The sequence below is a fragment of the uncultured Plantibacter sp. genome (genome assembly GCF_963518075.1).
Classification (GTDB): Bacteria; Actinomycetota; Actinomycetes; order Actinomycetales; family Microbacteriaceae; genus Plantibacter; species Plantibacter flavus_A.
Genome location: NZ_CAUQHZ010000010.1, coordinates 34631 through 53308, shown reverse-complemented (window position 1 = coordinate 53308; position 18678 = coordinate 34631). Strand labels below are relative to the sequence as shown.

The following is an 18678-nucleotide window of genomic DNA, read 5'->3' as shown; positions in this document are numbered from 1 at the left end:
TCGTTGCACTCGGACGGTCGACCGTCGCTCACGCGAGCTGGAGACGCCTCCAGGCGAGTTCGGCGAGCACCGCGGCCTGCAGGTCCAGAACGCCGTCGTCGAACACCGCGCGTTCGGAGTGCAGGGCGACGGAGCCCTCGTCGGGGGCGGCGCCGACGAAGACGAGCGTGCCGGGGACCTCGTCGAGGATGTAGGCGAAGTCCTCGGACGCCATCGACGGCACCTCCTGGCGGATGACCCGGTCTGGCCCTACGAGCGCGTCGAGCGTGCTGAGGACGAACCGCGTCTCCTTCGGATCGTTGACGGTGACGGGGTAGGACGCGATGAAGGTCGACTCGAGGGTGCAGCCGTGCGCCTCGGCGATCGCGGTCAGCAGCTCGGGCAGCTGCTCGCGCACCGTGGTGAGCGTCGCCTTCGACAGCGTGCGGATGTTCGCCTCCAGGCTGACGGCCGAGGCGAGGACGTTGCTGGCCTCGGAGTCGCTGCTCAACCGGGTGACGGAGATGACGGCCTGGTCGGTGGCCGGGAGCCGACGGGCCGCGAAGGTCTGCACCGCGAGGATGAGGTACGCGGCGACCGGAACCGGGTCGACGGCGAGGTGCGGGAACGCCGCGTGACCGCCCGTCCCGCGCACGGTGAGCTGCAACGCGTTGGCACTCGCCATCATGGCGCCCTCCCGCGTGACGAGCTGCCCGCGTGGGGTGCTGCAGTCCACGTGCAGCGCGTACGCCGCGACGGGTCGCCCTCCGGCGAGGTCGATCAGACCTTCGTCGAGCATGAGCCGCGCGCCGGCCTGGCCCTCCTCCCCCGGCTGGAACATGAACACGACCGTGCCGGCGAGGTCGGCGCGACGGGCGGCGAGCAGGCGGACGGCGCCGAGGAGGCCCGCCATGTGGAGATCGTGGCCACAGGCGTGCATGGCTCCGGACGTCGACGCGAACGGCAACCCGGTCGCCTCGGTGACCGGCAGACCGTCCATGTCGGCACGGAGCAGCACGGTGGGGCCCGGAGCACCACCCCGGAGGACGGCGACGACCGAGGAGAGGCCGGTGCCCGTCGTGACCTCCAGGCCGAGCCCGGCGAGTTCGCGCAGGATGATCCCCTGGGTCGCGGGCAGGTCGAGGCCGACCTCGACGGCCTGGTGCAGTTCGCGCCGGACCGCCACGAGCTCGTCGCGTATCGCCGTCGCGTCCTCCTGGAAGCCGGTCACGAGCGCATCGCCTCGACGTGCGGCGAGCGCCGGTACACCTGCTCGCCGCAGATCCACGTCTCGGCGACCCTGACGGTGGCGATCTCGTCCGCGGGGATGGAGAAGACGTCGCGGTCGAGGACGGCGAAGCTGCCGTCGTACCCCGTGGCGATCCGACCGACGCTGTCGAGCGGCGAGAGCAGGCCGGCTCGTCCCGTGTACAGCAGGAGCGCCTGGGCGACGCTGACGGCTTCCTCGGGGACGAAGTCGGCGCCGTTGTAGGCCTGTCGTCGGACGGCGGCCTCGACGGACAGCATGACGTCGTCGGCGCCGCTCCAGGCGGTGGCGGGGCGGTCGGAGGAGAGCGCGAGTGGCCCGATGGTGCGGAACAACCGGGCGATCGGGTAGGCGTCGGGGACCTGTTCGGCGCGGAGTGCGAGTTCGTAGCCGTCGTATTCGGCGAAGAAGAACACGGTGTGGGTCGCGATCCCGAAGGTCATGCGCGCCGCGCGGAGCCGTTCGGCGTACTCCTCGCTGATGATGGTCGCGTGCTCGATGCGGACGGACGGGATGCCGTCGAGCCAAGGCTCCTGGTCTGCGAAGAGGCTCGCGACGCGGTCGAGCGCTTGGTCACCCATGGCGTGCACCGCGAGCTGGACGCCGTTGCGGCGAGCCCAGGCGCCGGCTGCGAGCACGTCGTCGTCCTCGACGAGTCGGAGTCCGTGGTCGCAGGATTCGGGATACGGTTCGGCGACCCAGGCGGTGCGGTTCGAGTAGGCCCCGTCGAGGACGACCTTCACCCCGCCGATGCGGATCCGCCCCTCGCGATCGTCAGGGGTCAGCTCGTCGAGTGGCGCGGAGGGGTCCCAGCCCGGGTAGAGGGCGACGCGGGTGCGGAGCCCCTTGGCGGCAGCGGCGCGGAAGGCGTCGAGGGGGTCGTGCAGCCGGTTGGACAGCAGGTCGCACACGGCGACGATCCCTCGCGAGGCCAGTTCCTCGCCGATCGCGACGAGCGAGGCGACCTGCTCGTCGCGTTCCGGCACGGGGATGAACCTGGCGACCGCATCGACCGCTGCGATCTCGGTGAGGACGCCGTTCGGTTCGCCGTCCGGTCCGCGTTCGAAACGTGCTCCGGCCGGGTCGGGCGTGATGGCCGTGATGCCCGCGAGGCGGAGCGCCGCGGTGTTGCAGACGGCGGAATGGGCGTCGCAGCGCCAGACGAGGACGGGGCGTTCGGCGGACACCGTGTCGAGATCGGCCGCGGTCGGCATCCGCCCCTCGGGGAACTTCGTGTCGTCAAACCCTCGGCCGAGCACCCAGGCGCTCGGCGCGGTCAGGGTCGCCTGGTGCTCACGCAGCCGCTCCACGAGTCCGTCGATCGAGACCACCGACGGCGGGAAGCACTCGGCGGCCACAGCGGTGGCGGCCATGAGCGCCGGGTGGGTGTGGCTGTCGATGAGGCCGGGGAGCACGGTGCGTCCGCCGAGGTCGACCGCGGGTTCCCCCGCGATGGCGGACGCTTCGCCCACCCAGTCGAAGCGGCCGTCGACGATGCGGAATGCGGAGGCGACATCCGTCTCGTCGGTGCCGGTGAACACCCGGGCGTTCGTGAAGAGCTGCGAGGTGGTCGGCGTCGCGGTGGGTTGCGGTGTCACGGTGGGGGTCTCCGTCTCGGTCTCGGCTGCCATCAGATCGCGCGCCAGGTGAATCGACCGCCGAGCAGGGTCGCGGCGACCGGCATCGACCGCAGCCGCTCGGCGTCGGCGTCGAACGGGTCGAGGTCCGTGATGACGAGGTCGGCGGGCTGTCCGACCGCGATCGACGTCCGGACGCTCGCGGCCAGGGCCACGTCCAGCGGGAGCCGTTGCTCGGGGTGCCAGGCGTCGCGGCCGTCTCGACTCCGGCTCGTCGCGGAGGCGATCGCCTGCCACGGATCGAGGGGCGAGACCGGAGCATCCGAGCCGAGTCGGAGGCCGACGCCTGCGCCGTGCAGGGATCCGAACGCGAAGGCGCGACCCGTGCGGCCGCTCCAGTGGCGGTCGGCGACGTCGCGGTCGTCCATCGCGTGCTCGGGTTGCACGCTCGCGATGAGCCCGAGGCTCGCGAACCGGGCGAAGTCCTGCTCGCGCACGAGCTGGGCGTGCTCGATGACCCCGCGCATGGCGAGCGCTTCGAAGGTGTCGAGGACCTCGGTGTTGGCTCGGTCGCCGATCGCGTGGACGGCAGCCTCGATCCCGGCGCTCCTCGCTCGTTCCAGCAGTCGGCGAAGCTCGTCGACGGAGACGCTCTCGACCCCGCAGGCGTGTGGGCTCGAGGGGTCGACGCCCGGATACGGGTCCCAGCACCAGGCGGTCCTCGTGTTGAGGGAACCGTCGACGACGACCTTGAGTCGTCCCATGGTGAGGAGTCCGGCCGGTTCGATCGCGTCGCCGGTCCGGAGTCCCGCCGCGATGACGGACTCCAGCCGGTCGGGCCACGCGGCGGCTTCGATCCGCAGGCTCGTCGCGCCGTCCGCGATGCGCTCGGACCACTCGCCGAGGTTGTCGGTGTTCTCGAACTCGACGACCCCGACGACGCCGCGGCGGGCTGCCGCGTCGGCGGCGTCCCGGTAGGCGTGCGCGGCGAGCCCGGAGCGCTGGTCGATCCGTTGCAGCGCCTCGATCCACGGTGCTTCGGCGACGACACCGCTCGCGTCGAGGTCCAAGCCGAGGCGTCGCGCGGCGCGCGTGTTCATCCAGGCGCAGTGCAGGTCGCCGCTGACGAGGACGACGGGTACGTCCGATTCGGTGGCCTCCAGCGCGGCGAGGGTCGCCGGCTGCGTCCACAGGCCGTCGCGGAAGCCGTACCCCATGAGGAACCCGTCGGTGAGGGGTGCATCGGTGTCGACCGCGCGACGGACGGCCGCGAGGACGTCGGCCGCGCTCGCGGTGGCGGTCAGGTCGATCCGGCGCCGCTGGATCACCCACTGGGTCATGTGGACGTGGGCGTCCCAGAGCCCCGGTCCGACGGTGCGTCCGGCGACGTCCACGACCTCGCCGGACGCCTGGACCGTCCCGGCCGGTCCGATCTCGGCGATCCGACCGTCGCGGACGAGGATGTCGACGGGCTCGCCGCCGGAGGGCCGTGCATTCCGGAGCGTGAGCTCGGTCACGGTGTCCGTGTCCCGTCGTCGGTGGTCGGCGCCGTCGTCCCCGTGTCGAGCCCGTGGAGGGCGGCCATGCGGGCGGCCAGGGTCACGTTCTGGTACGGACCCGGCTCCCCGAGCGCCGTGACGACCCGTTCGACGACCGCGGCCGGTTTGTCCTGGCTCATCTTCTCCTTGGCCTCGAACCGGGTCACGCGCAGGCGGAACCCGACCGTCCAGTGGACGATGCGCGCCGCGTACTCGCTGTTCGCGATCGTCCCGTTCATCAGGTACGGCTCGGGCAGCACACGCTCGAAGTGGGCGACGAGGCGGTCGAGTACCCGCAGGTTCTCCTCGTCCGAGAGCAGTTCGGGCACCCCGTACAGGTGAGCGACCGCGAAGTTCCAGGTGGGGACGGCCGGCGAGGTGTCGTACCAGCTCGGGGACACGTACCCCTGGGGCCCGTAGACGATCACCATGACCTCATGCTGGCCGAGCTCGTGCAGTCGCTCATCCGGCCGCCCGACGTGGCTGAGGAGCACGATCCCGTCCTCGTCCTCCTCGAGCAGGACCGGATAGTGCGACGAGACGAGCCCACGACCGGGCACGTGACTGACGACCGTCGCCCAGGGGTGCTCGCGCACGAGTGCGCGGACGGCTTCGACGTCGCCCTGGACGTACTCGGGGGTGTGCCTCATCTGCCGCCTCCTGCGGTGCTCGGGGTGTCGACCGCGGACGCTGCGGCCGCCAGGGCCGTCGCCACGTTCGAGGGGGCTGCGACGCCCCGGACGCGCGCCAACCAGGCGGTCGTCGTGGCGAGGGCCCCGAGGTCGAGCCCGGTCTCGATCCCGAGCCCGTGGAGCATCCACACGAGGTCCTCGGTTGCGAGGTTACCGGTGGCGCCCTTCGCGTACGGGCAGCGACCCAGGCCACCCACGGAGGAGTCGAACTCGGCGACGCCCAGGGAGAGCGCCGCGTACACGTTGGCGAGTCCCTGCCCGTAGGTGTCGTGCAGATGCAGCGCGACCGCCTCGACCGGTATTCCGGCGGCGAGCACGTCCCGGACGACGCGGGTCGTGAGCCCGGGCGTCCCCACGCCGATTGTGTCGCTGACGGCGACCGTCGAACACCCGGCGCGGTAGATCCGCACGGCGGCCTCGACGACCGTCGCCGGATCGACAGCACCCTCCCAGGGGTCCCCGAACGCCATCGACACGTAGCCGCGCACCTGGACGCCCTCCGCGGTCGCGGCGGCGACGACCTCCTCGGCCCGTTCGACGGCCCCCTCGCGCGAGGTGTTGAGATTGGCCCTGGCGAACGACTCCGACGCGCTCACGACCACGGAGACCTCCCGGACACCCGCGTCGATCGCCCGCTGCAGGCCGCGCAGGTTCGGCACGAGGGCGACGGCGCGTGCACCCGTCGGCACCTCGAGTCCCGCGACGAGCCGTTCCGCATCCGCGAACTGCGGGATCCAGGTGGCCGGTACGAAACTCGTCACCTCGAGGTCCCGCGACCCCGCCTCGTACAGGCGCCGACAGAGCTCCGCCTTCACCGCCGTGGGCAGGATGTCCGTCTCGGCCTGCAGCCCGTCCCGCGGTGCCACCTCGTAGACGCGCACCCGTGTCGGGAGACCGTCCACCGGTTCCATCCGGGGCTGCGGAAGGCCGCTCATGCCGACGTCGCCCGGAGCTCGTCGAGCACCTCACGCGCGTACTCGACCCGGATCCGACGGTCGGCGACGATCCTCGCCGCGACCGCCCCGATCTCGTCCACGGTCGCGCCGGCGCTCGCCGCGATCGTCCGGGCGTGCAGGGTCATGTGTCCGCGCTGGATGCCTTCGGCGGCGAGCGCCCGACACGCGGCCAGGTTCTGGGCGAGGCCCACCGAGGCGATGACGGCTGCGAGTTCCCGGGCTGTCCCCACACCGAGGAGGGTGACGCCCGCCTGCGCCGTCGGATGTGCCTTCGTCGCTCCACCGACGAGTCCGACGGCCAGTGGGACCTCGATCGTGCCGACGAGGTTCCCGTCGACGTCCTGCTCGAACTGCGACAGCGCCGAGTAGCGACCGGACCGCGCCGCGTGGGAGTGGCAGCCGGCCTCGACGGCCCGGGTGTCGTTGCCCGTGGCGAGGACGACGGCCGTGATGCCGTTCATGATGCCCTTGTTGTGCGTGGCCGCCCGGTACGGATCGGCCTCGGCGAACGCGCTTGCGGCGACGATGTCGGCGACGACCTGCGCACCACCGAGGAGGTCGGCGTCGAAGACCGCTCTCGCCCGGGTGATGCGCTGATCGGCCTTGTTCGTGAGGATCCGCAGGAGGGTCCGCGATCCGGCGATCTCGGCGATGCGGGGCGCGATCGCCTCCGCCATCGTGTTCACGGCGTTCGCGCCCATGGCGTCGCGGACGTCGACGTGGAGGTGGACGATGACCTGCGTCCCGACGCGCGTCGGCAGGATCCGGACGTCGATGTCTCGGGCGCCACCGCCGAAGGAGACGAGGATCGGGTCGAGCTCGTTCGCGAGGGCGAGCAGTTCGTCCCGGGCCTCGAGGACACGGAGCCGCGCGGCGTGCGGGTCGACCGCGTCGAGGACCTGGATCTGCGCGATCATGACGTCGCCCGACGACGACGTCCGGAAACCGCCGTGCACGCGCGCGATGCGGGCGGCGTTGGAAGCCGCGGCGACGACGCTCGGCTCCTCCGTCGCCATGGGGACGAGTCGGTCCTCGCCGTCGATCGTGAAGTTCGTCGCGACGCCCACCGGGATGGCGATGACGCCGACGACGTTCTCCACCAGGTGGTCCGCCTGGGCGATCGACAGGCCGGCGTCGGGGCGCAGTGCGGCGAGCGCCTCCGCTTCGATCCCGGCCCCCTCGGCGACGAGCTCGAGCCGCTCGTCCGGCGTGTGGTCGCGCAGCCCCTGGATTCGGCTGTTTCTCGGCATGGGTCGCCCTTCGGTACAGGCAGACACCGGATCCTCGGTGCTGCGGTCAAGACGACCCTAGGAGCGGTGATCGTCGACGACGATGGGTGGATGACTCAGCGGATCAACGATCGTGTGGGTGGATCCCACACCCCGCTGGACCGGCCGTCGCTCTAGACTCCTGAGGGACCAGTCAGGAGACCCGATGCGAGAGCCTGCCGACATGCGAACGGCCACCGACCTCGTCGACGCCGACCCCGTCCACGACACCGAGCGGGAGCTGATCCGGCTGCGACGCCGCGAGCACGAGCTCTCCGCCCTGTTCTCCAGCGCCCGTGAACTGGCCGAGCTCCGCGACAGCGACGCCGTGCTCGCCAGGCTCGTCCAGCGCGCCCACCAGATGATGGGTGTCGATCTGGCCTACCTGTCCGAGTTCGACCCGGTCACGCACGAGTTGCGGGTCCGCGAGACGAGTGGCTCCGTCAGTCCGTCGTTCCAGACGCTCCGGGTGCCTCCCGGGCGAGGGCTCGCGAGCGTCGTCGTCGAATCGCGCACGGCCCAGTGGGTCGCGGACTACTCCGACTACTCGACCGACCGACACGAGCGCGGCATCGATGACGCGGTCGCAGCGGAGGGGCTCGTCTCCCTGCTCGGCGTGCCGATGCTCACGAGCGACGACGTCCTCGGCGTCCTGTTCGTCGGCAACCGCGACCGGAAGGACTTCTCCCCCGACGAGGTCGCGCTCCTGGCGGCGCTCGCGGACCACGCCTCGGTCATCCTCCAGACGACGCAGACCCTCCGCGACCTGCAGGACTCCGAGGACGCCAGCCGACGGAACCTCGCGGACCTCACCGCCCACCTCGTCGAACGCGACCGGGCGAACACCGTCCACCAGGAACTCGTCCAGGCGGTGCTCGCCGGGGGCGGATTCGCACCCGTCGCGGAGACGCTCGCCACCGCACTCGGCCGTGCGGTCGCCGTGACCGACGCGCAGGACCGGGTGATCGCGGCGGCCGGGCTCCCGCTCTCCCCCGGCATGCTCGACCTCGACGACGCCACCCGCGCAGCCATCACCGACAGCCGTCGCTCGGGCCACTGCGTCCTGGTCGCGAGCGGTGGTGTCGGAGCGGTCGCCGCCCTGTCCGCCGGCAGCCGGCACTTCGGCGTGCTCATCCTCGGTGACGGCGACTTCGAGCTCGGCGCCGTCGACCTCCGCACCGTCGAACGCGCGGCCCAGGTCGCGGCCCTCCTCGAGCTGCAGCAGGAGGCGGCCTCGGGCGCCGACCACCGCGTCCGCAGCGAACTCATCGCCGACCTCCTCGACGACGTGCCCGAACGCCGATCCGACGTCGAACGACGCGCCAGGCGCCTCGGCATCGACCTGCACGAACTCGACTCCCTGCTCCTCCTCGCCGTCCCTGGAGACCAGCAGACCACCGCCGCCCGGGCGCTCAGCCGCCGACTCGACGACCACGCGCTCGTCGGCGAGTACCGCGGGTACGTCGTCGCCGCACACGCCTCCGACCGTCGGCCGCTCGACGCCGACGCCGTCCGCCGACACGTCGCCGGCAGCATCCAGCAGCCCGTCGTCGCCGTCGTACCCCGCACCGCTCCCGACGCCCTCACCTCCGCGTTCACCAGCGCGATGCGCACCGCCAGACTCATCGCCGCGCTGGAACTCTCGGACCTCACCGCATCGACCGACGACTTCCTGCCCTACTCCGCGATCTTCGACACCGATGCGCGGGCGCTCGCCGACTTCCTGCGCGACACCATCGGACTCGTCCGGCGCTACGACGCCGAGCGGAACGCCGACCTGCTCGGGACGCTGCGCGCGTTCGTGCGGAACAACGCGAGCCCCACCCGCACGGCGCGCGCCCTGAACTTCCACACGAACACGATCCTCCAGCGACTCGACCGGCTCGACCAGGTGCTCGGAGCGTCCTGGCGCGAGGACGAGCGCATGTTCCGGCTCGGCATCGCCGTCCGCCTCGACGAGCTCCGTGAGCAGTTGCAGGCCGGGCGGTAGGCGAGGTCGCCGGATCAGTGGTCCGTGTCCGCGGAGAAGGCCTCCACGCCCGACTGCGGGAACGGGTTGCCCGTCGGTGGGCCGAAGACGAGGATCATCTCGGCCACGGCGTCGGACTCGTTGCGGACACCGTGGACGAGCCCGGCCGGCGCGTAGAACGCGTCGCCGGATCTCAGCAGCCTCCGGTGCTCACCCGAGGTCACGACGAGTTCGCCCGCGGTGACGACGTACAGTTCGTCGGAGCTGTTCGGCGAACAACTCGCGTCGTCACCCTCCAGGTGGAGGTGCTCTCCCTCAGCTGCTCCGGGTTCGAGGCGATACCGCATCACCGATGACGGCAGGGCCGTGGTCTGCTGGAAGTACCACTCCAGATCGATCCGGCCCGGGCCCTCGTACAGGGCCACCTCGTGAGCGTTGTCGCCGAGTCGTTGCACGCGCATCCGGTTCCTCCTGGTGGTCGACGATCGGTGGTGGGATCAGGTCCGGTAGAGGACGGGCATCGACTCGAGGAGTTCGCGCGTGTAGGCGTCCTGAGGCCGGGTCATGACCTGCTCCCCCGTCCCCTCCTCCACGACGCGACCGTTGCGCATCACCGCCACCCGATGCGCGACGTGATGGACGACCGCGAGGTTGTGGGTGATGAAGAGGTACGTCACACCCGTCTCCTCCTGGAGACGGACGAGCAGGTTGAGCACTTGCGCCTGCACGGAGACGTCGAGAGCCGAGGTCGGCTCGTCCAGGACGACGAACTCGGGCTTCGCCGCCATGGCCCTGGCGATCGCGATGCGCTGCCGTTGCCCACCGGAGAACTCGTGAGGGAAGCGCTCCGCGGCGTCCCCTGGCAACCCCACCTGGTGGAGTGACTCGACGACCCGGGCTCGACGAGCTGCCGCCCCCAGCCCTGCGGCGACGAGCGGTTCGGCGATCGAACGCGCCACCGTGAAACGCGGGTCGAGGGAGTCGTTGGGGTCCTGGAACACCATCTGCACCCGCCGCCGGTGCGTCCGCAGCGCCGACCCACGGAGCCGCGAGACGTCGCCACCGTCGAACTCGATGCGGCCCGAGCTCGGTCGCCGCATCAGGAGGATCGCCCGGGCGAGGGTGCTCTTCCCGGAGCCGGATTCTCCGACGAGTCCGAGCGTCTCGCCCCGACGCACTTCGAGCGACACGTCGTCGAGCGCGAGCGTCGCATGCTCGCCGTGGCCGAACCGTTGCGTGACGCCGTCGACGCGGAGCAGAGTGTCGCTCATCGGACCTCCTCCAGGACCGCCGGCGCCTCGGCGAAGTCGTTGTCGACGGGGATGACCGCCAACGGCGACCGCACCGGCACCGACGGTCGCGGAATGCTCTCGAGGAGCGCCCGGGTGTACGGATGCTGCGGGTCCGCGAGGACCCGCTCGGCGCGGCCGGTCTCGACGATGCGCCCGCGGTACATCACGGCGACCCGCTCACAGAGCTGCCCGATGACGCCGAGGTCGTGGCTGATGAACAGGACGCCCATCCCCGTCTCGTCGCGCAGAGTCCGCAACAGCTCCAGGATCTGCGCCTGCACCGTCACGTCGAGCGCGGTCGTCGGCTCGTCCGCGACGAGCAGGGTCGGTCCGGCGGCCACCGCGATGGCGATCACGACTCGCTGGCGTTGACCGCCGGACAGCTGGTGGGGGTAGTAGCCGAGCCGTCGTTCCGCGTCGGGCATCCGCACGAGGTGCAGGATCTCCAACGCCCGCGCCCGAGCCTGCCGTTTGTCGGCGATCCCGTGGATGCGGAGGACCTCGGCGATCTGCGCCCCGATCCGCATGCACGGGTTGAGGGCGGACATCGGCTCCTGGAACACCATCGAGGCGCGCGCTCCGCGGAGCCCCGACCAGTCACGTTCCGTGGCACCCTGCATGTCGGTCCCCGCGACGTCGAGGCGGGACGCCGTGACCGTCGCCGAGTCCGGCAGCAGCCCCATCATCGCGAGCGCGATGCTCGACTTCCCGCTCCCGGACTCGCCGATCACCCCGACGATCTCCCCCGGACCGACGCGCAGGGACACGTCCTGCACCGATGGCGCAGCGCCACCGTAGGCGATGCTCAGCCCCTCCACGTGGAGGGCGTCGACGTCTCGATCCATGGTCAGACCAGCTTTCGCTCGAGTGGTGCGGGAGGGACGGTGGGGTGGACGACAGGACTACTGGCTCAGCCAGGCCTCGTCGAGCCGGTACCTGGAGTAGTACGCGTCGCTCTGGTAGTCGTGCAGCTTGGCGCTGTCCCAGACCTCGAAGTAGACCGGGACCGCGACCGGCACGATCTCGAGCACCTGCTCGGCCGCTTCCTCTGCCAGCTGGTCGACGAGCTCGGCGTACTCGGCCGGGTCCGAGGCGCTCTTCGCCTGCTGGAAGAGCTCTCGAGCCGCATCCGCCTCGGGGTTCCCCTCCCAGTGGTTGTAGACCCCGCCGTCGACGAGCACGGGGTCGTAGTAGAACAGCGATGCCGCGCGGGGGCTGCCCGGAATGGCGACGAGGTCGGTCCAGCTCTCGCCGGTGGTGAAGACCGGGGCGATCTCCGACAGCGGCTTCGCGTCGAGCTTCAGGGTGATGCCCGCTTCGGCGAGCTGCTGCTGCATCATCTCGTAGACGGGGTGGTGCGACTGCGCGACGTCGCCCATGTAGCTGAGCGTGATGGTCGGGTTCGGCTGGCCGGCGTCCGCGAGGAGTTCCTTCGCCCGGCTGACGTCGCGCTCGTAGTAGGGCAGCCCCTTCGGGTCGAGCGCGCCGGGGTCACCGGCCGGTGGCACGAACGACAGCGCGGCGTAGCCGAGCATCGCCGTGTCGACGAGGGCCTGGCGGTCGAGGGACAGCGCGACGGCGCGACGGACGTCGATGTCGGCGAGCGGCCCGGTCTCCGGGTTGATGTAGATCGCGAGGTTCTGGCGGTAGGACGCCTCCCCGAGGGTGAATCCGGCCTGGACCGCCTGATCGGCGAGGCTCCCGTCCGTGAAGTACGCGGCCTGGATGCTGCCCTGCTGCAGCGCGGCGAGGCGTGCGGACTCGTCGGGGATGAAGTCGAAGACGATCTCGTCGAGGTACGGTTTCGTGTCCTGCCAGGCGTTCTCGTTCTTCGCCATCGTGACGCTGACACCGTCGCTCCAGTCGGTCACCTGGAACGCGCCGGTCCCGAAGGTGGTCCGCTGCCGCTCGTCCGGGGTCGCCGCGCCATAGCCCTCCTCGCTCACGATGAAGAACGTCTGGCGTGCGGAGACCGCGTCCACGAAGGTGCCGTCCGGTGCGCTGAACCGGAACGTAACCTCGGTCTCACCGGTCTTCTCGATGCTCGAGACGTTCGCCAGGTAGGTGCTCGCCGACGTGGTGGCCTCTTTCATGAGGGTGAAGGAGTAGACGACGTCGTCGGCGCTGAACGCGCTGCCGTCGGCGAAGGTGACATCGTCGCGCAGCTCGAAGACCCAGGTGAGTTCGTCCGGTTGCGACCACTCGGTGGCGAGCGCCGGGATGACCTCGCCGTCGTCGTCCTTCGCGAGCAGCGTGTCGTACGCGACGGCGTTGATGACCTCGGCGGCGATCGCGCTGGCGGCCATCGGGTCGAGTCCGCCGGCCGACGGCTCGGCCGGGACGCCCCAGTGCAGGGTGCCGCCGGCGACCGGGTCACCGCCCGCGTCGGCCGTGGATCCGCCGGGCGCACAGCCGCTGAGCGCGAGGGACGCCGCCACGATGGCGACCGTCCCCGCGAGGATGCGTGTCTTCATTGCTGCCTCTTCTCTGGAGCGTCGTCCGTGGACGCCGCGTCGATGGTGGTGCGGGATGACGTGCCGTGGTGCGCCACTGCCGTTCCCCGACGCCCGCGTGGGCGGCCGAGCGAGAACGCGGGCTCCCGCCTCGGGGCGAAGTGGTCCTGGAGCCCGTCGGCGAGGAGGTTCCAGGCCGCCGAGAGCAGGATGATCACGAGGGAGGGCAGGACGATGAGGAGGGGCTGCACCTGCATGAAGCGCGTGAACTCGCTGATCATGCGGCCGGCCGAGGGTTCGGGCGCCTGGACACCCTGACCGAGGTAGCTGAGCGCGGCTTCGATGAGGACCACCTGCGAGGCGACGGACGCGAACTGCACGAAGAGCGGCGTCAGGACGTTGGGGAGCAGGTGCTCGACGATCACCCGATGTCCCCGCACGCCACTGAGCGTCGCTGCGAGGACGAAGTCCCGTTCGCGCAGCGCGATGACCGGGGCTCGCATGACCCTGGCGAATCCCGGCGCGAACACGAGGCCGAGGGCGATGATGAGCGGCCACGGCCCTGTGCCGATGACGACCCCGACGACGAGCGCGACGAGGATCGCCGGCAGGGCGAGCGCCGCGTCCACGATCCGCATGATGATCGCGTCGACCCAGCCGCCCAGGTACCCGGCTACGAGCCCCAGCGCGGTGCCGATGACCGCACCGAGCAGGGCGGCGGCGCCCGAGATGAGCAGACTCGTCCGTGCGGCGAGCGCCAGCCGGGTGAGGTTGTCGCGGCCGAGGTTGTCGGTGCCGAGCAGGTGGTCGAGGCTCGGCGCGGCGAGGGCCGGTCCGGAGGCGGCGAACGGGTCGTAGGGCGGCGCGAGGGTCATCCATCCAGCGAGCAGGAGGATGCCGACGAGGATGCCGGATCCACTCCAGAAGGCGGGGCCGAACCCGTTGCGACGGCGGCGGCCGTCGATCTTCGCGAGCGCGATGGCGCGGGTGACCGTCATGACGTGTGGACCCTCACTCGTGGGTCGATCAGCGGGTAGATCAGATCGACGATGAAGTTGATGAGCACGTAGACCGCACCGATGAGCAGCACGGTCGCCTGGATGATCGGGTAGTCGGACGAGCGGATGCCGGTGAGGAGGAGCGAGCCCATCCCGGGGAGCGCGAACACGGTCTCGATGACGACCGTCCCGCCGACGAGCGCGGCGAGTTCGATCCCGATCACGGTCGTGACCGGGATGAGGGCGTTGCGCAGCGCGTGCCGGCCGACCAGTCGGGACGGTGACGCCCCTTTGGCCCGCGCCGTGCGGACGAAGTCCTGTCCGAGCGTGTCGAGCAGGGTGCCGCGGGTGTACCTGGCGACGATCGCCGCGAGGACGAGACCGATGAGGAGCGCCGGCAGGACCAGCACGCCGACGAGTCGCAGCGGATCCCCGCTCGCCCCAGCCGTACCCACGAGCGGCAGGCGCAGGGTGAGTGAGTTCACGAGGATGAGGACGGTGCCGAGCACGAACGGCGGCGTCGCGAGGAGCACGAAGGACAGCCCTCGGACCGCGTTGTCGGGGGCCCGACGCCACCGGGTCGCTGCGAGGACACCGGCCGGGATGCCGAGGACGGTCCCGAACAGGGTCGCCATGACGGCGAGGGTGAGGCTGAGCGGGAGGCGCTGGGCGATGAGGTTGGACACCTCGTTCGGGACGGTGATGGCTCGTCCGAAGTCACCCTGCAGGACACCGAGCAGCCACGCGAGGTACTGCGTCAGCCAGGGTCGATCGAGGCCGAGCTCCGTGCGGAGGGCGTCGAGTGCGGCCGGGTCGGGGTTCGAGGGGTCCGCGAACGCCGACAGGGGGTCGCCCGGGATCACCCGGACCATCGAGAAGACGAGGACGGACAGGACGAACAGGACGAAGAGCGACGACAGGACCCGGGAGACGATGTATCGCGCCATGGGATCAGCTCACGGAGGTCGGCATCGGTGAGACGCGGTCGGCGCTGCGGGCGTGGGACGGGGCGAAGCTCGAGATGTCGTCGCTCGTCCGCCCGTCGAGTGCGAGCTCCGCGAGGATGCGTCCGAACGCGGGCGTGAACTTGAAGCCGTGACCGGCGGCGAGGGCGACGATGACGTCCGGGTGCTCCTCGAGCGGGCCGAGGACGAAGTTCCGGTCCGGGGTGAGCGCGTACTGGCACGTCACCGTGCGGAGCTCGCGGCCCGACGCCGGCACGAGGTCCGCCATGAAGTCGGCCAGCTGCCCGGTGAGCTCCGGCGACGGGACGAAGGTGCGCTCCGCCGGTGACATGCGGTTCTCCGAGACGTCGCGTGCGGCCTTCACGGTCGGTTCCCCGAAGGTCGGGAAGCCGTAGTAGCACTCCTCGTCCTCCCAGATCCACACCGGGAACCGCTCGCGATCGAGCTGCTCGGCATCGGACGGGCGGAAGTAGGTGACCTGCTCCTGCATCACGTCGAGCGGGATCGCCGCGTCGAGCGGCTCGAGCAGCTCGTTCGCCCAGGCGTCGGCGGCGAGGACGACCTTGCCGGCACGCACCGGCCCGCTGGAGGTCTGCACGACGACACCGGCTCCGTCAGGGGTGAGTGCGTCGACCCGGGTGCGGTCGCGGATGTCCGCCCCGAGCGCCCGAGCACGGAGCTGGAGCGTCGCGACGGTACGGGCCGCGTGGGCGATGCCGGTGTCGGCGGTGTAGACCGTCTCCACGTTCTCGGGGATCCGGAACTGCGGCCAGCGCGCCTGCACCTCGGCCGGCGTCAGCAGCTCGTGCGGCACCCCGCACTCATCCAGGGCCGCGGTGAAGTCGGTGGCCGAGTAGGGTCCGTCGACCGGCAGGAAGATGACGCCACCCGTGATGGTGAGCAACCGTTCGCCCGACTCCTGCTCGAGGTCAGCCCAGTCGCGGTACGCCGACTGCGCGAGTCGCACGTACTGCGGAGCCCCGTACGACGTCCGGACGATCCGCGAGGTGTCATGCGAGGCGCCGCGGACGTGCCCGAGTTCGAACTGCTCGAAGGCGACGACCTTCGCGCCCCGACGGGCGAGGTGGTAGGCGGCGGCACTGCCGAGAGCTCCCATGCCGACAACCGCGACGTCGAACGATTCCATCCGGTGGTGCTCCTTCGTGCTTGCCCGATCGATTCAGGCAAGTGTGCTGGAGCTCCGGAGACCGGCCTATGGACCGATGACCCAGGTTTTCGCGTCAGGAATGTGCCGTGGCGACGACCGCACGCCGGGTCAGCGCCCGCGTCGCCCTGAGAACAGTGCGTGGAGGAGCGGCACGGCGGAGACCACCATGAAGACGGTGCCGAGGACGGCGTCGTCGGCTCGGAGGACAGCGCCGGCGACGAGCAGCGCGGCGAACAGCACGGCCGAGACGACCCGGCCCGTCGTGCGGTCGAGCCGCGCGATCCGCTGTTCCAGTCTCGGGTTGGTGGTCGCGACCGCGCCGGCCTCCACCCGCGTGATGACCGCGTCGAGACGCTTCGGCAAGCGGACGGCGACCGTGGCGATGTCGAGCGCCTCGCGACCGAGGTCCTGGACGACGTTGCCGCGTTCGTCACGGAGCAGCTGCGCGGCGTAGGGCTCCACGGAGTCCCAGAGGTTGAACTCGGGATCGAGGGCGCTGCAGACACCGGAGGTGAGCGAGATCGCACGGATGATGAGCAGGAAGTTCTCGGGCAGCTGGAACGGCAGCGTGCGGATGACCTCGCTGAACTGGTTGCCGAAGTCGCGGAACTCCTTCGGATCGACGTCGCGCAGTTCCGCGAACCCCATGCCGCCGAATCGCCCGAACAGCGCGGTCATGGCGCGTTCGAGCTCGGTCGTGTCGGCCGAGGGCAGGAGGACACCGAGGTCGCGGATCGCGTCGACCAGGCCTTTGCCGTCGCGGGAGGCTGCGGCGATGAGGAGCTTCCGGAGGCCGCGTCTCGTGGTCGGCGGGACCTCGCCCATCATCCCGAAGTCGATGAAGGTCAGCTTCCAGGGCCGCTCGCCCGGCGCGGCGGCGACGGGCGTCACGAAGATGTTGCCGGGATGCGGGTCGGCGTGGAAGAACCCGTTGGCGAAGAGCTGGTCGAACATGACGGCGGCGAACACGGGTGCCACGTCGACCGGATCGATGCCGGCGGCGCGCAGGGCGTCCGCGTCGGTGATCTTGATGGCGGTGACGTCTTCGAGCGTCAGGACGCGCTGGGTCGTGCGCTCCCACACCACCGCGGGTACGGAGACGCGGTCGTCGCCCGCGAAGTCTGCGGCGAACCGCTCGGAACTCGAGGCCTCATGGAGGTAGTCGATCTCCTCGAGGCTCGTCGCGGCGAACTCCTCGACGAGTGCGGGCATGTCGACGCGGTCGGAGACGAGCCGGACACGGCGCAACCAGCCGCCCACCTTACGCAGGGCGGCGAGGTCGACTGCGACGATCTCGTCGATGCCCGGCCGCTGGACCTTGAGCACGACGGCGTCGAGCCCCGTGTCTGCGGCGAGCGCCGGAGCGAGCAGGGCGCGGTGCGCCTGGCCCAGCGAGGCCGCTGCGACGGGGCGTTCGTCGATGCCGGCGAAGACCTGCGAGAGCGGCACACGGAGTTCCGACTCGGCGAGCGCGCGGATGCGAGGGAAGGCGACGGGCGGGACTTCGTCCTGCAGGCCTTCGAGCTCCTTCGTGATCTCCGGCGGGAGCACGTCGAGGCGCGACGACATGAACTGGCCGACCTTGATCATGAGGCCGCCGAGGTCCACGGCGAGCACGTGGAACCGACGTGCGAACTTCTGCATGCGGCGCGTGCGGGTCCGCTCCGTCAGCTTGATGAGCCCGAACCGCGGCAGGACGATCTCAAACCACCAGGCGGCGGCCAGGTGCCAGCTCGCGAAGCGGAGGATACGACGGTACCGGGCGCGCCCGTGCGCGGGCGGACCGGCAGGAACGCCGGTCCGCCCGCTCATGGGGAGCTCGCCGAAACGGGACGCCGAGTCGCTGGGCGTCCCGCCGGTCGACGACACTCGGTCAGTCCTGGGCGAGGATCGCGTAGAGGCGCTTGCGAGCGTCGTCGAGGATGGTGACGGCCTGCTGGACCTGCTCGGGCGTTCCGGTGCGGCCGACCTGGGCTGCGGCCTGGGCCAACTCGACGCCGGCCTTCGGCAGGGCGGTGAAGCCGGGGTGCTCGGACGACTCGGCGTTCTGCCACGGAGCGGATGCGCCGGACTCGGCGACCTCGTCGCGACCGGCCTCGGTCAGCGCGTAGGTCTTACGGCCGCCGGACTCCTCAGCCGTGATGATGCCCTCGTCGGAGAGGAGCTGCAGCGTCGGGTAGACCGAGCCTGCGCTGGGCTTCCAGGAGCCGCCGCTGCGCTCCTCGATCTCGCGGATGATCTGGTAGCCGTGCATCGGCTGCTCGGCCAGGAGGGCCAGCACGGCGGAGCGGACGTCGCCGCGGCCGACACGGGAGCCGGCGCTCTTCTCGAACTTCGAACGCAGCTGTTCCATCATCTGCCACATGCCGTCGGTCCCGAAGCCGGCTCCGCTGCCGAAGCCTCCGCCGTTACCGAACCCTGCGCCACCGAATCCTGCGCCACCGCTTGGGAATCCACCCATGATTGCTCTCCTCCGTCGTACGTGAACGATGCTCAACGATATATCGGTGAAGCTGTGAACGATATGTGTAATCGGAAGATCGTGATGGCGTAACG

16 protein-coding genes are annotated in these 18678 nt (G+C 70.8%); 1 reads left to right on the top strand and 15 read right to left on the bottom strand.

The window, feature by feature from the left end; translation table 11 throughout:
* Positions 1-28: 28 nt before the first annotated feature.
* The 6 genes from RWN05_RS12590 to RWN05_RS12565 are packed head-to-tail and all read right to left on the bottom strand — an operon-like array spanning position 29 to position 7259.
* Positions 29-1210 (bottom strand): M20 family metallopeptidase, encoded by a 1182-nt coding sequence (locus RWN05_RS12590; protein ID WP_314139750.1) that lies wholly within the window; start codon positions 1208-1210, stop codon positions 29-31.
* Entirely contained in the window at positions 1207-2877 is a 1671-nt protein-coding gene (locus RWN05_RS12585; protein WP_079002619.1) for an amidohydrolase, read from the bottom strand. Before RWN05_RS12585 ends, RWN05_RS12590 begins: the two co-directional genes overlap by 4 nt.
* Positions 2877-4340 (bottom strand): amidohydrolase, encoded by a 1464-nt coding sequence (locus RWN05_RS12580; RefSeq protein WP_079002620.1) that lies wholly within the window; start codon positions 4338-4340, stop codon positions 2877-2879. The genes RWN05_RS12585 and RWN05_RS12580 overlap by 1 nt, the downstream gene beginning before the upstream one ends.
* Positions 4337-5011, bottom strand: coding sequence for an FMN-binding negative transcriptional regulator (locus tag RWN05_RS12575; RefSeq protein ID WP_314139749.1), 675 nt, complete (start codon positions 5009-5011; stop codon positions 4337-4339). Before RWN05_RS12575 ends, RWN05_RS12580 begins: the two co-directional genes overlap by 4 nt.
* Positions 5008-5964, bottom strand: a complete 957-nt coding sequence (locus RWN05_RS12570; protein ID WP_314139748.1) for a hydroxymethylglutaryl-CoA lyase — start codon at positions 5962-5964, stop codon at positions 5008-5010. The genes RWN05_RS12575 and RWN05_RS12570 overlap by 4 nt, the downstream gene beginning before the upstream one ends.
* 20 nt (positions 5965-5984) lie before the next feature.
* Positions 5985-7259 (bottom strand): hydroxymethylglutaryl-CoA reductase, degradative, encoded by a 1275-nt coding sequence (locus RWN05_RS12565; RefSeq protein WP_079002623.1) that lies wholly within the window; start codon positions 7257-7259, stop codon positions 5985-5987.
* A gap of 202 nt (positions 7260-7461) precedes the next feature.
* Here RWN05_RS12565 and RWN05_RS12560 point away from each other — a divergent pair, with 202 nt between their 5' ends.
* Positions 7462-9267, top strand: a complete 1806-nt coding sequence (locus tag RWN05_RS12560) for a GAF domain-containing protein (RefSeq protein ID WP_071260734.1) — start codon at positions 7462-7464, stop codon at positions 9265-9267.
* 14 nt (positions 9268-9281) lie between these two features.
* On the opposite strand, the gene RWN05_RS12555 is transcribed toward RWN05_RS12560, so the two are convergent.
* The 9 genes from RWN05_RS12555 to RWN05_RS12515 all read right to left on the bottom strand — a co-directional run bounded on the left by RWN05_RS12555 (position 9282) and on the right by RWN05_RS12515 (position 18583).
* Positions 9282-9707, bottom strand: a complete 426-nt coding sequence (locus RWN05_RS12555; RefSeq protein WP_079002625.1) for a cupin domain-containing protein — start codon at positions 9705-9707, stop codon at positions 9282-9284.
* A gap of 36 nt (positions 9708-9743) precedes the next feature.
* A complete protein-coding gene (locus tag RWN05_RS12550; protein ID WP_079002626.1) occupies positions 9744-10517 on the bottom strand; it encodes an ABC transporter ATP-binding protein in 774 nt (257 codons plus the stop codon).
* On the bottom strand, positions 10514-11383 hold the full coding sequence (locus tag RWN05_RS12545) for an ABC transporter ATP-binding protein (protein WP_079002627.1): 870 nt from the start codon (positions 11381-11383) through the stop codon (positions 10514-10516). The genes RWN05_RS12550 and RWN05_RS12545 overlap by 4 nt, the downstream gene beginning before the upstream one ends.
* A 57-nt stretch (positions 11384-11440) precedes the next feature.
* Complete coding sequence (locus RWN05_RS12540; RefSeq protein WP_064295464.1) at positions 11441-13012, bottom strand: ABC transporter substrate-binding protein; 1572 nt, start codon at positions 13010-13012, stop codon at positions 11441-11443.
* On the bottom strand, positions 13009-13989 hold the full coding sequence (locus RWN05_RS12535) for an ABC transporter permease (protein WP_064295465.1): 981 nt from the start codon (positions 13987-13989) through the stop codon (positions 13009-13011). Before RWN05_RS12535 ends, RWN05_RS12540 begins: the two co-directional genes overlap by 4 nt.
* Positions 13986-14936: an ABC transporter permease gene (locus RWN05_RS12530; RefSeq protein ID WP_071260690.1), complete on the bottom strand. Its 951-nt coding sequence runs from the start codon at positions 14934-14936 to the stop codon at positions 13986-13988. The genes RWN05_RS12535 and RWN05_RS12530 overlap by 4 nt, the downstream gene beginning before the upstream one ends.
* 4 nt (positions 14937-14940) lie before the next feature.
* Entirely contained in the window at positions 14941-16101 is a 1161-nt protein-coding gene (solA, locus tag RWN05_RS12525) for an N-methyl-L-tryptophan oxidase (protein WP_079002628.1), read from the bottom strand.
* Between the two features lie 129 nt (positions 16102-16230).
* Positions 16231-17934: an AarF/UbiB family protein gene (locus tag RWN05_RS12520; RefSeq protein ID WP_314139746.1), complete on the bottom strand. Its 1704-nt coding sequence runs from the start codon at positions 17932-17934 to the stop codon at positions 16231-16233.
* A 61-nt stretch (positions 17935-17995) separates the two neighbouring features.
* Positions 17996-18583 carry a PadR family transcriptional regulator gene (locus RWN05_RS12515; RefSeq protein WP_399543004.1) on the bottom strand — a complete coding sequence of 196 codons (588 nt, stop codon included), beginning with the start codon at positions 18581-18583 and terminating at the stop codon, positions 17996-17998.
* Positions 18584-18678: the final 95 nt, after the last annotated feature.

Bases quoted from the DNA above. Each gene is read 5' to 3' on its own strand.
- RWN05_RS12585 (WP_079002619.1), bottom strand. From the start codon at position 2,877: ATGGCAGCCGAGACCGAGACGGAGACCCCCACCGTGACACCGCAACCC.
- RWN05_RS12575 (WP_314139749.1), bottom strand. From the start codon at position 5,011: ATGAGGCACACCCCCGAGTACGTCCAGGGCGACGTCGAAGCCGTCCGC.
- RWN05_RS12570 (WP_314139748.1), bottom strand. From the start codon at position 5,964: ATGGAACCGGTGGACGGTCTCCCGACACGGGTGCGCGTCTACGAGGTG.
- RWN05_RS12565 (WP_079002623.1), bottom strand. From the start codon at position 7,259: ATGCCGAGAAACAGCCGAATCCAGGGGCTGCGCGACCACACGCCGGAC.
- RWN05_RS12560 (WP_071260734.1), top strand. From the start codon at position 7,462: ATGCGAACGGCCACCGACCTCGTCGACGCCGACCCCGTCCACGACACC.
- RWN05_RS12555 (WP_079002625.1), bottom strand. From the start codon at position 9,707: ATGCGCGTGCAACGACTCGGCGACAACGCTCACGAGGTGGCCCTGTAC.
- RWN05_RS12550 (WP_079002626.1), bottom strand. From the start codon at position 10,517: ATGAGCGACACTCTGCTCCGCGTCGACGGCGTCACGCAACGGTTCGGC.
- RWN05_RS12545 (WP_079002627.1), bottom strand. From the start codon at position 11,383: ATGGATCGAGACGTCGACGCCCTCCACGTGGAGGGGCTGAGCATCGCC.
- RWN05_RS12540 (WP_064295464.1), bottom strand. From the start codon at position 13,012: ATGAAGACACGCATCCTCGCGGGGACGGTCGCCATCGTGGCGGCGTCC.
- RWN05_RS12535 (WP_064295465.1), bottom strand. From the start codon at position 13,989: ATGACGGTCACCCGCGCCATCGCGCTCGCGAAGATCGACGGCCGCCGC.
- RWN05_RS12530 (WP_071260690.1), bottom strand. From the start codon at position 14,936: ATGGCGCGATACATCGTCTCCCGGGTCCTGTCGTCGCTCTTCGTCCTG.
- solA (WP_079002628.1), bottom strand. From the start codon at position 16,101: ATGGAATCGTTCGACGTCGCGGTTGTCGGCATGGGAGCTCTCGGCAGT.
- RWN05_RS12520 (WP_314139746.1), bottom strand. From the start codon at position 17,934: ATGAGCGGGCGGACCGGCGTTCCTGCCGGTCCGCCCGCGCACGGGCGC.
- RWN05_RS12515 (WP_399543004.1), bottom strand. From the start codon at position 18,583: ATGGGTGGATTCCCAAGCGGTGGCGCAGGATTCGGTGGCGCAGGGTTC.